General features: G+C 68.4%; 14 protein-coding genes. 10 read left to right on the plus strand and 4 right to left on the minus strand.

Annotated features, from left to right (window positions below; translation table 11 throughout):
- Positions 1–204: 204 nt before the first annotated feature.
- On the plus strand, positions 205–1833 hold the full coding sequence (locus G3N62_RS01545) for an NADP-dependent glyceraldehyde-3-phosphate dehydrogenase (RefSeq protein WP_034188439.1): 1629 nt from the start codon (positions 205–207) through the stop codon (positions 1831–1833).
- 72 nt (positions 1834–1905) lie between these two features.
- Here the strand turns inward: G3N62_RS01545 and G3N62_RS01550 are convergent, their stop codons facing one another.
- Complete coding sequence (locus G3N62_RS01550) at positions 1906–2538, minus strand: LysE family translocator (protein WP_049036148.1); 633 nt, start codon at positions 2536–2538, stop codon at positions 1906–1908.
- A 603-nt stretch (positions 2539–3141) separates the two neighbouring features.
- On the opposite strand from G3N62_RS01550, the gene G3N62_RS01555 reads away from it, so the two are divergent.
- The 5 genes from G3N62_RS01555 to G3N62_RS01575 all read left to right on the plus strand — a co-directional run bounded on the left by G3N62_RS01555 (position 3142) and on the right by G3N62_RS01575 (position 8543).
- Positions 3142–3465, plus strand: a complete 324-nt coding sequence (locus G3N62_RS01555; RefSeq protein ID WP_034188441.1) for a hypothetical protein — start codon at positions 3142–3144, stop codon at positions 3463–3465.
- Between the two features lie 71 nt (positions 3466–3536).
- A complete protein-coding gene (locus G3N62_RS01560; RefSeq protein WP_124608120.1) occupies positions 3537–4091 on the plus strand; it encodes a hypothetical protein in 555 nt (184 codons plus the stop codon).
- A gap of 95 nt (positions 4092–4186) precedes the next feature.
- The gene (locus tag G3N62_RS01565) at positions 4187–4672 is read left to right on the plus strand and encodes a hypothetical protein (RefSeq protein ID WP_124670115.1); all 486 of its coding nucleotides are present in this window, start codon (positions 4187–4189) and stop codon (positions 4670–4672) included.
- 242 nt (positions 4673–4914) lie between these two features.
- On the plus strand, positions 4915–6384 hold the full coding sequence (locus tag G3N62_RS01570) for a PepSY domain-containing protein (RefSeq protein WP_124670116.1): 1470 nt from the start codon (positions 4915–4917) through the stop codon (positions 6382–6384).
- Positions 6385–6425: 41 nt separating this feature from the next.
- Complete coding sequence (locus G3N62_RS01575; RefSeq protein WP_124670117.1) at positions 6426–8543, plus strand: TonB-dependent receptor; 2118 nt, start codon at positions 6426–6428, stop codon at positions 8541–8543.
- A gap of 66 nt (positions 8544–8609) precedes the next feature.
- Here G3N62_RS01575 and G3N62_RS01580 read toward each other — a convergent pair whose 3' ends face one another.
- Complete coding sequence (locus tag G3N62_RS01580) at positions 8610–9854, minus strand: NADH:flavin oxidoreductase/NADH oxidase family protein (protein WP_124670118.1); 1245 nt, start codon at positions 9852–9854, stop codon at positions 8610–8612.
- 77 nt (positions 9855–9931) lie between these two features.
- On the opposite strand from G3N62_RS01580, the gene G3N62_RS01585 reads away from it, so the two are divergent.
- The 3 genes from G3N62_RS01585 to G3N62_RS01595 all read left to right on the plus strand — a co-directional run bounded on the left by G3N62_RS01585 (position 9932) and on the right by G3N62_RS01595 (position 11633).
- A complete protein-coding gene (locus G3N62_RS01585; protein WP_124608124.1) occupies positions 9932–10390 on the plus strand; it encodes a MerR family transcriptional regulator in 459 nt (152 codons plus the stop codon).
- Between the two features lie 97 nt (positions 10391–10487).
- The gene (locus tag G3N62_RS01590; RefSeq protein ID WP_034188448.1) at positions 10488–11183 is read left to right on the plus strand and encodes a hypothetical protein; all 696 of its coding nucleotides are present in this window, start codon (positions 10488–10490) and stop codon (positions 11181–11183) included.
- 129 nt (positions 11184–11312) lie between these two features.
- Complete coding sequence (locus G3N62_RS01595) at positions 11313–11633, plus strand: DUF1330 domain-containing protein (protein WP_034188449.1); 321 nt, start codon at positions 11313–11315, stop codon at positions 11631–11633.
- A gap of 28 nt (positions 11634–11661) precedes the next feature.
- Here the strand turns inward: G3N62_RS01595 and G3N62_RS01600 are convergent, their stop codons facing one another.
- Complete coding sequence (locus G3N62_RS01600) at positions 11662–12498, minus strand: NAD(P)-dependent oxidoreductase (protein WP_124670119.1); 837 nt, start codon at positions 12496–12498, stop codon at positions 11662–11664.
- Positions 12499–12577: 79 nt separating this feature from the next.
- On the opposite strand from G3N62_RS01600, the gene G3N62_RS01605 reads away from it, so the two are divergent.
- Positions 12578–13681, plus strand: coding sequence for a LacI family DNA-binding transcriptional regulator (locus tag G3N62_RS01605; protein WP_034188451.1), 1104 nt, complete (start codon positions 12578–12580; stop codon positions 13679–13681).
- 72 nt (positions 13682–13753) lie between these two features.
- On the opposite strand, the gene G3N62_RS01610 is transcribed toward G3N62_RS01605, so the two are convergent.
- Complete coding sequence (locus G3N62_RS01610) at positions 13754–15046, minus strand: MFS transporter (protein WP_034188452.1); 1293 nt, start codon at positions 15044–15046, stop codon at positions 13754–13756.
- Positions 15047–15051 lie beyond the last annotated feature (5 nt).

A 15051-nucleotide genomic window follows, 5' to 3' on the forward strand; every position in this document is an offset into this window, starting at 1 on the left:
CAGCCTCCGTCATGCCGTTCGGCGATTCTTGCATTCGCGACGGCGTTCCTTTTTAATGGAACTGGTTCCATTCATTGATTCGGCCAGGTTTCCGCGTGACGCGCCGTCGCGTGCGCGTCATCATGCCGATTCAGGATCGAGGATCATTCAGCTCAGGATTCGCATCACCCGTCCTTCCCGGACACCCCGTCAAACGAGACCGTCATGCCCGATTCCGCCTCCCTGCAGCAGCTGTTTCCCGCCTATCAGGACATCCCCGCCGAGTTCCGGCTCTCCGCCCCGATCCACCAGCGCGTGTCGCTCGTCGACGGCGCACTGCGACCGTGGGACGGTGCGACCAAGACCGTGCTGTCGCCCGTATGCGTGCGGCAGGCGGACGGCAGCGTCGAGCAGGTCGAAATCGGCAGCTACCCGGTGATGGGCGAAACGGAAAGCGACGCGGCGCTCGACGCCGCGGTGCGCGCGTACGATGCCGGCCGCGGCGAGTGGCCGACGATGAAGGTCGAGCAGCGCATCGCGTGCATGCAGGACTTCATCAAGCGGATGGTCGCGCAGCGTGAACTGGTCGTGAACCTGATCATGTGGGAGATCGGCAAGAGCCTCGCCGATTCGCAGAAGGAGTTCGACCGTACCGTCACGTACATGACGCAGACGATCGATGCGCTGAAGGAACTCGACAACGCGAACTCGCGCTTCGTGATCGCGGAAGGCACGATCGGCCAGATCCGCCGCACGCCGCTCGGCGTCGTGCTGTGCATGGGCCCGTACAACTATCCGCTGAACGAAACGTTCGCGACGCTGATCCCCGCGCTGCTGATGGGCAACACCGTGGTGTTCAAGCCGCCGCAGTACGGCACGCTGCTGTTCGAACCGCTGCTCGAGGCGTTCCGCGATGCGTTCCCGAAGGGCGTGATCAACACGATCTACGCGCCGGGCGCGGTGGTCGTGCCGCACATGCTCGCTTCGGGCAAGATCAACGTGCTCGCGCTGATCGGGTCGAGCAAGGTCGCCGATCACCTGAAAAAGCAGCACCCGAAGTCGCACCGGCTGCGCGCGATCCTCGGCCTCGACGCGAAGAACGCCGCGATCGTGCTGCCCGACGCCGATCTCGACCTGACCGTGAAGGAGTGCCTGCTCGGCGCGCTGTCGTTCAACGGCCAGCGCTGCACCGCGCTGAAGATGCTGCTCGTGCATCGCTCGATCGTCGACGAATTCCTGAAGCGCTTCACCGCGGCGCTCGAACAACTGAAGATCGGCATGCCGTGGGAGAAAGGCGTCAGCATCACGCCGCTGCCGGGCATGCATCGCACGGCCTACATGACGGACGCGATCGACGATGCGAAGGCGAAGGGCGCGCAGGTCGTCAACCATTCGGGCGGCGAGTTCAGCAAGACGCTGTTCTATCCGGCCGTCGTGTATCCGGTGTCGGAAGGGATGAAGCTGTACCGCGAGGAGCAGTTCGGGCCGATCATTCCGGTCGCGCCGTTCGACGACGTCGACACCGCGCTCGACTACGTGACGACGTCGGATCACGGCCAGCAGGTCAGCATCTTCGGCTCCGATCCGGCGCAGATCGGCGCGCTCGTCGATCCGCTCGTGAACCAGGTATGCCGCGTGAACATCAACTGCCAGTGCCAGCGCGGGCCCGACGTGTTCCCGTTCGCCGGCCGCAAGGATTCGGCCGAAGGCACGCTGTCGGTGAGCGACGCGCTGCGCGCGTTCTCGATCCGCTCGATGGTCGCCGCGAAGCAGACCGACAGCAGCAAGCAGCTGCTCGATTCGATCGTGTCGGATCACCACTCGAAGTTCATCAACACGGGCTTCATTTTCTGAAGCCGGGTTGATCGACGTCGGAGCCTCCGTCGCGCGCCCGCGCGGCGGAGGATGGCGGTACCTGCCGCGCGGCTAGACGTTCGACGCCAGCAGCCGAACCCCCGCCACGCCGAACACGACGGCCAGACACGCGTCCATCGCGCGCCGGCCGCGCACGTACAACCGGCGCGCGCCGTCCATCGAGAACACGAGCGCATAACCGCCGAACACCAGGCAGCCGATCACGAGGCAGCCCGGCACGACGGCGCCGTGCGACGCCCCCGCGCCGTTCGACGACAGCGCGACGATCGATACCCACACGAGAATCGCCTTCGGATTGGTCAGGTGCAGCATCGCGCCCCGCACGTAGAAGCGCGACAGCCGCTGCTCGCGCGCCGCGTTCACCGCTGCGGCCGCCGGCCCCGACAGCGCCGTGCGCCCCGACTTGAACGCGAGCCACAGCAGGTACAGCCCGCCGAAAATCTTGATCGCGACCAGCAGCTTCGACCACGCGAGCAGCGCGGCCGACACGCCGAGCGCCGCCACCGTTGCCCAGCACATCGACCCTGAAATGACGCCGAGCGCGAACACCAGCGCCGCCTTGCGGCCCTGGTTCGCGGCCACCGACATGATCGCCAGGTTGCTCGGCCCCGGGCTGGCCGTGCCGATGAAGTAAGCCGTATAGGCGAGCAGCAGGTTGGCCGAGAAGAAGGCGTGGACGCTCATGTCGAACCTCGCAGGGATGATCTGGAGATTGTTGGCAAACGCGCGCCGTCTGCCCATGGACAGTTGGTCGCCCTTTCGCTGGGCCAGTTCGCTGGGCCAGTTCGGCGGCCGGGCAAGCGATCGCCGCTCGCGCAAACGTCTCGGTTTTGAAACACTCGGCGCATGCGCGGCCCGCTTGCGCCGCCCGGCGTCCGGTGTCCCGCTCCGGCATGCCGCACTGGCGAACGCACGTCGGACGTGGCCGGGACGCGCGAAACGCCTCGTTCCAGCCGTTCGTCGACGGAATCGCGCGACGGGTTTTATGCGGGCGTTACGTTACATCCCTGAAGCATTTCGACGTGTCGAGCCGTTTTGCGTGCGCGGCATCCATCGCGCCGCGCGTATGGATGCCTTCCTCGACCGCCGCCGCGACCCAGTACCGACGGGACTCGCCGACGTCGCGTTGACACGCCTCAACAATACTCAACATTCGTCTCGCGACGCTGGTACGGAACCTGCGTTCCGTTCGGGTGAACACCGCGCCGATCAAGACGCGGACACACCTCCACCCACGGGCGCGTCCACGGATGCGCCCGAACGATCCACATACGCACGAGGCTCTTCATGGATGCGCTGCCCAACTCGTCCGATACGTCGTTCCAGCTCTTTCTCGCGAAAGTGCTCGAACAGCCCCTGCCCGACTGGACCGAAAAACAGCAGATGGAACTCGAGATGGCGCGCACGCTGTCGACGCAAATGGTCACCCTTGCCGAAGACATGCGCGGTCGTACGCCCGATCTCGCACGCTGCCTCGTGCTGCTGCGCTACGCGAAAGTGCTCGACTTCATGCTGACGTCGCTTGCGTCGCACCGCGACATTCATCCGCAGACGCTGCGCACGCTGTTCCGGCTCGCGAACCTGAAGGTGGACGACTCCTATCCGGCTTGAACCGGCCCACCGCACCGGCTGCCGCGGACGGCCATCGCGACGGGCACGGCCGCCGGGCTCCGATCACCGACATGCTCCTCGTGAACACGGCCGACTTCGACCGGATCTGGCCGGCCATCTGCGACACGCCGGCCTGGTCCGTGACGAAAGGCCAGGGCAGCTTCCTCACGTTCGAGTTCGGCCAGCCCGCGCTGCATGTGCGGGAGCCGCGCGGCGGCGCCTCCGGCCAGGCCGCCCCGGCACGCGACAGGCTGGCGTCGCGGCGCGTGACCGTCGCGGGCGACGGACAGCTGTGGATCTGCTACTGCCACTGGTCGATCGCGCTCGACGGCCGTGAACTCGCGCATAGCGAATCCCGCGCCGGCGACATCGCGGCCGCCGCGCGGCAGCTCGACGGACAGTTCCTGAGATCGATCGCGCCGCGCGCCGAACCGGGAGCGTGGGTATTCGACTTCGACCTCGGCGGCAAGCTGACGACCTGGCCGTACGGCGACGATCCGATCGACGAGCAGTGGCATCTGTACGACGCGCGCACGGGCAACGTGCTGACCGCGCTGGCCGACGGCACCTGGTCGTACGGCCCCGCGAACGTCGCGCCGGACCCACGATCAGCCGCTCCGGAATAGCCCCCGCGTTCCGCTTCCGGACACACACCGGCCGATCCCGCTGATGCAAGCCGCGCGCCGGCCCGGCCGCGCAAACGGATGTACAATCGCGCGCCATGAACGCACTTCGCCGCTTCCTGCTTCGGCCCGGCGTCGCGCGACAGCTGCTGTGGGGATTCCTCCTCGTGACGCTGCTGTCCCGCGCGCTGATGTCGGGCGCCGTGATGCTCGATCCGGACGGTCCGGATGCGGGCTCGGTGGTGCTGTGCTCGGGCCGCGGCCCGCTGATCGTCACCGGCGCCGCGCTGGCCGCCCGCTTCGATGCGAGTGCGCCGATCACGCCGGCCAACGATGCGCGGGCACTCGCCGATGCGCTCAAACACGACGCGCATGCCGACAAGACGGCGTCCGCTGGCAACGGCGACGGCCTGTGCACATTCGGCGCGGCACTGTTCACCGCGCTCGCGTCGTTCGTGCTGCTGGTGCTGCTGTTTCCGGCCGCGGCGCCACGACGGTTCCGCGTCCATGTCGACAGTCTTCCCTTCGTGCGATCGATCCTCGACGATCGCCCGCCCTCTCGCGCCCCGCCTCTGTTCTGCTGAACGTTCCGCCCTGTGGCGCATGCACGTCGACGTGCATGCGCGTTCATGCCGTTCGTTTCACCCGACCTGATTCAAGCGTTCATCCGCATGCCCGCGTCGCGCGGGCGATGCCGCGTTGCGCATCGTTTGCGCATCACGCGGCGCCGCCCGCCGCGTCGATGCGCGCACGCGGACGCGACGCGCGTTGACGGCGGCCGGCCGTTGCCGGCCTTGCCGCTCGACGAACACGAGGAGCTGACACCATGTCGACCACCGTCGATCGGGCCATCTCGCCCACCCGTTCCACCGGCGCCGGTTACCGGACGCTCTGGCGCTGGCACTTCTATGCCGGCCTGTTCGTGATGCCGTTCCTCGTGATCCTCGCGATCACCGGCACGCTCTACTGTTTCCAGCCGCAAATCGAGCCGCTGCTGTATCCGCACCGGCTGGTCGTCGAACCGCGCGCCACGCCGCGGCTCGACGCCGATACGCTGCTCGCACGCGCCCGCACCGCGATGCCGGCCGGCGCAACGCCGGTCTCCGTGCAGGTCTCCACCGCGCGCGACCGCAGCGCCGAATACGTGTTCCGGCTGCACGACGGCAGCCGCGAGAGCGTGTACGTGAACCCGTACGACGGCAGCGTGCTCGGCACGCTGAGCGTCGAGAACCGCTTCATGCAGGTCGACCGGATGCTGCATCGCAAGCTGCTGCTCGGCAAGACGGGCGAGCTGCTGATGGAGCTCGCCGCGTGCTGGACCTTCGTGATGATCGGCACCGGCATCGCGCTGTGGTGGCCGCGTGGCGCCGCGCGCGTCGGGCGTGCGCTGCGGCCCGACCTGTCGCTGCGCGGCCGGCCGCTGTGGAAAAGCCTCCACGCGACGGCCGGCATCTGGCTCGCCGCCGGCACGGTCGCGTTCATCCTGACCGGGCTGCCGTGGTCCGGCTCATGGGGCAAGAACTTCAAGGCACTCGCGACGAGCGTGAACCTCGGCGCGCCGGAAGGCGCATGGGGCGGCGCATCGGTACGCTCGACGCGACCGGGCACTGCCACGACGCCCGAGCCTGCGCACGCGCACGCTGCCGCACCATCGACGCATCACCACGATGCCGGCGACGCGATGCCGGGAATGGTGATGGACGACCTGCCGTTGCCGCAAACGCCGTGGGCGGTCGGCAACGTGCCCGTTCCGCATTCGCCGTCGGCGCCGACACCCGCGCCGCTGCCGCTGACGCGCGCGATCGCGATCGTCGCCGGCCTCGGCGTGACGAGCGGCTACACGCTCGCGCTGCCGTCCGGCACGGACGGCGTGTTCACCGCGTCGTACTTCCCGGCCGACCCGAAGGCCGAACGCACGATCCATCTCGACCAGTACAGCGGCGCGGTGCTGAAGGACATCCGCTACGACGACTACGGCGCGGTCTCGCAGGCCGTGTCGTACGGCACGTCGCTGCACATGGGCCGCTACTTCGGGCTCGCGAATCAGATCGTTTGCGCGGTGTTGTCGCTCGGGCTGGCCGCGATGGCCGTCACGGGCACGGTGATGTGGTGGAAGCGCCGCCCGGCCGGCAAGCTGGGCGCACCGTCGCGCGAACGCGGCACGCCGCCGATGCGCGGCTGGATCGCCGGGCTCGTGCTGCTCGGCATCGTCTTCCCGCTGATGGGCATCACGATCGTCGCCGTCTGGCTGGTCGACCGGCTGCTGTTCGGCCGCGCGACGCGCGCCGCGGCGTGATCGACGCAAGCGCGGCCACCCATTCGAAGGAAACCGAAACAATGAAGTTCAGATTGATGCTGCCCGCCGCCGTTCTCGCGGCCTTCTCTCCCGCCGGGCAGGCACAGGAAAGCGGCGTCGACCGCACCGGCGCCACGCTCGCCCCGATCCGCGTCGATGCGCGGAAAGCCCCCGCGCTCACGCAGCCGCTCGACACCGGCAGCCATCTCGGGCTGTCGTCGCTCGAAACACCCGCAAGCGTCGAGCAGATCAACCGCGCGGCGCTCGACACGCGCGGCGACCGTTCGATCATCGATGCGGTGAGCCGCGCCGCCGGCATCAGCGCGTCGCCGCACCCCGGCAACGGCAACTCGGAGCTCGCCGCGCGCGGCTTCGTCGGCGCGTCGTCGGTGACGCAACTCTACGACGGCGTGCGCCCGTACGGCGCGATCGGCGTCACGTTCCCGTTCGACACATGGTCGGTCGACCACATCGACGTGCTGCGCGGCCCCGCTTCGGTGATCTACGGCGAAGGCGCGATCGGCGGCGTGGTCAACATCGTGCCGAAGAAGCCGACGCGCACGCCGATCCGCAACGAACTGCAGGTCGGCGGCGGCACCGAGGGCACCGCGCGGGCCGCGTTCGGCAGCGGCGGCGCGATCAACGACAAGCTGTCGTACCGCTTCGACGTCAGCGGCAACCGCTCGTCGAACTGGGTCGACCGCGGCGATTCGCGCAACCTGTCGGTCTCCGGCGCGCTGCGCTACGACGTGACGCCCGACCTGTACGTGACGGCGTCGTATGCGCAGGGCTTCCTGCATCCGATGCAGTACTTCGGCGCGCCGCTCGTGAACGGCGCGCGCGATCGCGCACTCGACAGGAAGAACTACAACGTCGGCGACAGCGACATCGCATTCCGCGACAGCTGGGCCACCGTCTCGGCGAACTGGCAGCCAAGCGACAGCCTGAACGTGACGACCACGCTGTACCGGATGAAGAGCAACCGTCACTGGAAGGACGCCGAGTACTACACGTACCTGCCGTCGAGCGCGCAGGTGCGGCGCAGCAGCTACACGGAAATCTTCCACGACCAGGAGCAGTACGGCAACGTGACGACGGCCACCGTGAGCAGCGCGCTGCTCGGCATGCGCAACACGTTTTCGGCGGGCGTCGAGTTCAACCACACGACGTTCCAGCACGACAACAACTCGCCGTATTCGGGTACCTCGACGGTCGATCCGTTCGGCTTCGACCCGGGCAGCTTCATCAACACGGCCGGCACCTATCCGAAGTACCGCAGCCAGTCGAACCAGTACGCGCTGTTCGCGGAGAACCGGCTCGCGATCACGCCGCGCTGGGCGGTGATCGGCGGGCTGCGCTACGATCACGCGAGCGTGAACCGCGACGATCTCGTGAACGGTGGCGCCTTCACGAAGGTGTTCGCGAACACCGGCTGGCGCATCGGCACCGTGTACGACGTGCGGCCCGGTCTCGCCGTGTACGGCCAGTACGCGGTCGCGGCCGATCCGGTCAGCTCGCTGCTGTCGCTGAATGCGTCGAAGGCGGGCTTCACGCTCGCGACCGGCAGGCAGATCGAGATCGGTGTGAAGCAGTCGTTCCTCGACGGCAAGGCGGAATGGACGCTCGCCGCCTACCGGATCGTCAAGCGCAACCTGCTGACGGCCGACCCGGTGAACCCGAACCAGTCGATCCAGGTCGGCCAGCAGTCGTCGCGCGGGCTCGAGGCGACGGTCGGCGCGGAGATCGCGAAGGACTGGCGTGTCGACGCGAACGTGTCGATCCTGCGCGCGAAGTACGACGATTTCCAGCAGTCGTCCGGCGGCACGACGGTGTCGCGCGCGGGCAACGTGCCGGTGTCGGTGCCGCAGCGGCTCGCGAACCTGTGGGTCAGCTGGCGCTTCGCGCCGGACTGGACGGGTATCGCGGGCGTCAAGTACGTCGGCAAGCGCTTCGCCGATACCGCGAACCAGCTCGTGATGCCGTCGTACACGACCGTCGACCTGGGCCTCGCGTGGAAGCCGCGCAAGGACACGACGATCACCGCGCGCGCGTACAACGTGTTCAACCGGCGCTACGTGCAGTCCGCGTACTACAACGAGACGCAGGTCCTGCTCGGCAACGACCGGCGGTTCGAAGTGCTGGCGAACTACCGGTTCTGACGGGGCATGCGCAACGGCGCTGCCGGTCGGTCTCCGGCAGCGCCGCGGCGGGCACCCGCGCGCCGTTCACGCCCGCGTGCCCGCCGCACGCCCGGCCATCCACTTCCGGTACCGTCGCGTCTGGCACTGCGCGGCCAGTTGCTGCCGCACCAGCGCGCGCAGCGGCGACACCTGCGGGTGCGTGCGGCGGCCTTCGCTGAGCCGCGTGAGCTGGAACTTGACGACGGCCATGTTGGCCAGCGCGCCCAGCGCCTTGTTCTTCCAGCGGATCGGCTGCAGCGCCGGCGCGCTGTCCTTGCCCGCGCGCCAGTCGCGCGGCAGGTTCGGGTCGATCGACAGCGCGGTCGCGATGCCGACCATCGCGACGCCGCTGTTCACCACCTGCTCGGCCACCGCACGACGCCGGATGCCGCCCGTGACCATCAGCGGCATCCGCGCGACGGCCGCGATGTCGCGCGCGAATTCGAGGAAATACACTTCGCGCGCCAGCGTGCGCCCGTCGCGTGCCTCGCCCTGCATCGCCGGCACTTCATAGCTGCCGCCCGACAACTCGACGAGATCGACGTCGAGCGGGTTCAGCAGCTCGACCACGCGCTTCGCGTCGTCCGCACTGAAACCGCCACGCTGGAAATCGGCCGAGTTCAGCTTCACCGCGACGACGAATGCCGGCGACACCGCCGCACGCACGGCCTTCACGATATCGAGCAGCAGGCGCGCGCGATTCTCGATGCTGCCGCCCCACTGGTCCTGCCGGCGGTTCGTCAGCGGCGACAGGAACTGGCTGAGCAGATAACCGTGCGCCGCGTGAACCTGCACGCCGGTGAAGCCGCTTTGCTCCGCGAGCTGCGCGGCGCGCACGAAGCGCTGCTGCACGTCGCGGATATCGGCTTCCGTCATTGCCTTCGGCACCGGGAACTGCTTCGACAGCGCGCCGAGCGCGAGCGGCACGGCCGACGGCGCGAGCGTCGTCTGGCCGAGCGCCGCCTGCATCTGGCGCCCCGGGTGATTGATCTGCATCCACACGTGCGCGCCGCCCGAACGCGCGATCCGCGCCCAGCGGCGGAAGCGGTCGAGATGCGCGTCGCTTTCGAGCACGACGCCGTTCGGTCCCGTCATCGCGCGGCCGTCCACCATCACGTTGCCGGTCAGGATCAGGCCGGCCTGACCGTCGGCCCACGCCTGGTACAGGCGCAGCAACGCGTCGGACGGGGCGTGGTCCGCATCGGCCATGTTCTCTTCCATCGCGGCCTTGGCCAGACGGTTCGGAATCACCGCCCCGTTGGGCAGTGTCAGCGGCGCAAACAGATTCATGGTGGACATCCTCGATTGACGATGCCCAACGATAACTTTAAAGTCAACTTTAAGGTCAAGCCCTTTTGGAGCACACCATGAAAATCGGCGAACTGGCGAAGGCGAGCGGCCTCGCGGCGTCGCGCATCCGCTTCTACGAGGCGAGCGGGCTGCTCGAACCGGCCCGCCGCCAGGCGAACGGCTATCGGGAATACGGGGCGGAAGCGCTGACGCGGCTCGCGATCATCGACCGCGCGCAGCGCGCGGGCTTCGCGCTCGACGAAATCCGCGCGGTGCTGCCGCCCGATCTCGGCGCATGGCCGCGCGACGAGCTCCTTGTCGCGCTGCGGCACAAGGTCGACGACATCGCGCTGCTCGAACAGCGGCTCGCGCAGAACCGGCAGCAGCTGGAAGCGCTGATCGACGAAATCGAGAACAAGCCGGCAGGCGAGGATTGCGCGGGCGCCGCGCAACGAATGCTCGACCGGCTTTGCGAGCAGGCCAGCCAGCCGCTGGAGCCCGCACCCGTGGTACGGCCGGCGCGCAAGCGGGCATGACCGACTCCACCTCCCCGTTCGATCAACCCGCACCGTGGCGAGACGCGTCGACGCAAGCGCGTCGCCGTGCGCCGCGCAACCTCATGACCCTATCCGCATGACGCTCCCCCGTATCAGAGGATGGCTCGTCGCCGCGCTGCTGAGTTTCGGCATCGGCAGTGCCTGCGCGTCGACGTGCGACGACACGCATGCGTCGATCCGTTGCCCGGACACGTCGGCACTGCCGGCCGACATCGTCGCGCAGCTGCCGGCCGGCTACGAAGCGCTGGATGCCGCTTCGGGGCCCCTGACCGACGGCACGCGCAGCGGTTACGTCGTCGTCGCGCATCGGCCCGGCGATTCGACGCATACGCCGTCGCCGCGCCCGCTGCTGATCTTCGTGCAGGGCAACGACGGACGATACCGGCTCGCGGCGCGCAACGACACCGTGATCATGAAAGCCGAAGAAGGCGGCATGGGCGACCCGTATCTCGACGGCGTCGCCGAGCATGCGCTCACGGTCGAGCCGCGCACGTTCACCGTCGAACAAGGCGTATTCGCGGGCCATAGCCACTGGCGCGACCGCGTGACGTTCCGCTACGACGCGGCGCACCGCACGTGGGTGTTCCATCGCGAAGTGTTCCGGAACTGGCGATTCGACGCGGACGCCGACGGCGATGCGCTGAAGGCCGACCCGGTGCGTGTCACGCGCGCCAATGCGGCGAAGGCCGTCGCCTTCGAAGCCTGGCGGCCGAACGACTGGTGCGCTTCCGCCGAGCGGCGCGACACCGATCCGGCTTGCCGCCAGCCTTGACGGCGTCGGCTGGCGGCGACACGGGCGCCGCCGTGAGGATTGGCTTACGTCGCAGGTAATCGACGCGCGTCGCCCGCGCCGCGATCATGGCGCCATCGACTCACGAACCGCAACGACCGGGAGCCCGCCATGACCGCCTACGCCATCGCCCACCTGCACGACGTCGAGATGTGCGACGACATCGTCGGCTACCTCGAACGCATCGACGGCACGCTCGCGCCGTACGACGGCCATTTCGTGATTCACGGCGCGCGGCCGGAGGTGCGCGAAGGCGTGTGGCGCGGCGACCTGATCGCGATCGCGTTTCCCGATCTCGACACGGCGCGCGCCTGGTACGAATCGGATGCGTACCGGCGGATCCAGCCGCTGCGCGCACGACACGCGAGCGGCCCGCTGATCCTGATCGACGGGGTCGACGAGCGGCACAAGGCGACCGACATCCTGCGCTGAATCAGGACGCCGGCGATGCCGGCAACGCTTACGACGCCTTTCGCTCCATCGGCTCGCCGACGACGAAGCCGCCGCCCTGGAACCGCTGCGCGGGATCGTCGTACTCGGCGCTCGGCGCCGTCACCGGGAACAGGCCCGCGAACTGCTCGGAGCTGTCGCGCGGGCGGAAGCCGAGGAAGCTGGCCTTCGTGTTGTCCCACCACTTCACCGGGTTGTCCGACGCGCCGTAGACGATCGCGTGCCCGACGCGGTTCGTCAGCAGCGAGCAGCGCACGAGCTCGATGAAGTCGCGATAGCTGAGGAACGTGACGAGCATGCGCGGATTCTTCGGCACTTCGAACGACGAGCCGATCCGCAGGCACACCGTCTCGATCCCGAAGCGGTCGAAGTAGTAGCGCGACAGCGATTCGCCGAAGCACTTCGTCACGCCGTACAGGCTGTCGGGGCGCAGCGGTGAATCGGCGTCGAGCACTTCGGTGACCGGGTGGAAGCCGATCGCATGGTTCGAGCTCGCGAACACGACGCGCTTCACGCCATGCTTGCGCGCGGCCTCGTACAGGTTGTACGTGCCGGTGATGTTCGCGTCGACCAGATCGTCGAACGGCGCATCGACCGAAATGCCGCCGAGATGGACGATCGCGTCCACGCCCTCGACGAGCTGCATCACGGCCGGACGGTCGGCCAGATCGACCACGCGGATTTCTTCATGCGCGGCCGCGTCGTCCAGCGCCGCGATGTCGCTGACGCGCACGACGTCGGCCCAGTCGGCGAGCGCGCCGCGCAACTGGCGGCCGAGGTTGCCGGCCGCGCCCGTCAGCAGCAGGCGCCCGAACGGTTTGCGCGCGGCGGTGGATGAGGCGTTCATCGAATCTCCTTGAATCTGACAATCTGACCAAAATCGGAAAACGTTTTCCAACTATACGCGGGGGCGCGGCCGAACGTCAATGGCCGAACCTGTTCGCAGCCATCCGCACTTTCCCGATATCGGCCGGTGGCCGCAGCCCGGCTTTTTCTGCCACAATCCGGCGTTATCGAACGAAAACGTTACCCTTCCGATGAAAAAAGTTTCCCCGACGATCCGCGACGTGGCCGCGGAAGCCGGCGTGTCGGTCGCGACGGTATCGAAGTACGTGAACGGTACCCAGCGCTTCTCGCCGACCGTCGAGGCGCGGCTCAAGGAGGCCATCGAGCGGCTCGGCTACCGTTCGAACCCGCTCGCGCGTTCGATGATCACCGGCCGCACCCGCACGATCGGCCTCGTGATCCTCGACATCAGCAACCCGCACTTCACGAACGTGGTGAAAGGCGCGAACCGCGTCGCGCTGCAGCACGACTACACGCTGCTGCTCGTCGACACCGAAGAGAACCAGGCACGCGAACGCTCGCTGATCGAAGCGCTCGCGCAGCGCGTCGACGGGCTGATCGTCAGCACGCGGATGCCCGACGAGGAAGCCGGCTGGATGCTCGACCTCAACAAGCCGCTCGTGCTGCTGCGGCGCAGCCCCGGCCTGCCGATTCCGAGCGTCGGCATCGACAACCGGCTGTCGACCTACATGCTCGCGCGTCACCTGCTCAATCTCGGCCACACGCGCATCGCGTATCTCGGCTTCGGCAGCGCGCGCGTGAACGACGAGCGGATCCAGGGCGCGCGCGATTGCCTCGCCGAAGCGGGGCTCACGCTCGACGTACACGACGCGCACGCACCGACCGCCGAGGCCGGCGAACGCGCGTGCTCGCGCGTGATGCTCGGGCCGCAACGCCCGCAAGCGGTGATCTGCTACAACGACCTGATCGCGCTCGGCTTCATGAAGGAAGCCGCGTCGCTCGGCTTCCGGCTGCCGCAGGACGTGTCCGTCGCCGGCATCGACAACGTGCCGTACGGCGAATACGCGGCGCCCGCGCTGACGACCGTCGACATCCAGAGCGAGAACATGGGCGAGCTCGCGATGCAGAAGCTGATCGACGCGCTCGCGGGGCGCACCGACGCGAGCTATTCGACGTTCGAGCCGCGGCTGATCATGCGGGCGTCGACGGCGCCGGCCGGCTGACCGCGCGCCCGCCCCGCACGCCGAACGAAAACGCGCCGCCCTCGGGCGGCGCGTTCGTTTGCCGGCACGCGATCACGCGTCGAGCTTCGCGGGCTTCATCTTCGGCGTCAGCACGTGCATCACGGCCAGCGCGATCAGGTAGGCCGACGCGCCGATCGCGAACAGCACCCAGTAGTGGCCCGTGCGCTGCAGCACCTGGCCGATCACTTCCGAGAACAGCACACCGCCGATCGAGCCGGCCATCCCGCCGATGCCGACCACCGACGCGACCGCACGGCGCGGGAACAGGTCGGACGCGGTCGTGAACAGGTTCGCCGACCAGCCCTGATGCGCGGCGGCGGCGAGGCCGACGATCAGCACCGCGACCCACAGGCTCTGCACCTGCGACACGAACGCGATCGGCAGCACGCAGCATGCGCAGATCAGCATCGCCGTCTTGCGCGCGCCGTTCACGCTCCAGCCCGCGCGCAGCAGCATCGACGACAGCCAGCCGCCGCCGATGCTGCCGACCGTCGTCAGCGCGTAGATGCACACGAGCGGCAGGCCGATGTGCTGCATGTCCATCCCGCGCGATTCGTTGAGCCACTTCGGCAGCCAGAACAGGTAGAACCACCACACCGGATCGGTCAGGAACTTGCCGATCAGGAACGCCCACGTCTCGCGCTTGCGGATCAGTTCGCCCCAGCGCGGCGCGCCGGCGTCCGCGTTCGCCGCATCGAGCGCCTCGGCTTCGTCGCGCGGTTCGTCGTATTCCGCGGCGAGTGCGCGCGTGTCGGCCTGCCGATAGAGCACGAGCCACACCGCGAGCCACACGATGCCGATCGCGCCGATGATCACGAACGCCGCGCGCCAGCCGTAGGCCACCGCGATCGCGGGGATGATCGCCGGCGCGAACACGGCGCCGATGTTCGCGCCCGAGTTGAAGATGCCGGTGGCGAGCGCGCGTTCGCGGCGGGGGAACCATTCGGCCGTCGTCTTGATCGCGGCCGGGAAATTGCCGCCCTCGCCGATCCCGAGCAGCGCGCGCACGAACGCGAAGCCCGTCACCGAGCCGACCGCCGCGTGCAGCATCGCGGCGATGCTCCACACCAGCATCGCCACCGCGTACGACACGCGCGTGCCGAGCCAGTCGACGATCCGCCCGAAACCGAGCAGGCCGAGCGCATAGAACGCGGAAAACGCCATCACGATCCGGCCGTACTGCACCTGGCTCCAGCCGATGTCGTGCTGGAGCATCGGCGCGAGCAGCCCGAGGATCTGCCGGTCCATGTAGTTGATCACGGTCGCGAAGAACAGCAGCGCACAGACGGTCCAGCGGTAGCGGCTGGCGGCTGCGCGCACGGCGCCGACGACGGCAGATTGCATGAATG

Origin of the sequence: Burkholderia sp. Tr-20355, from assembly GCF_017104685.1 — a bacterium.
In the GTDB taxonomy this organism is placed as follows: domain Bacteria; phylum Pseudomonadota; class Gammaproteobacteria; order Burkholderiales; family Burkholderiaceae; genus Burkholderia; species Burkholderia seminalis.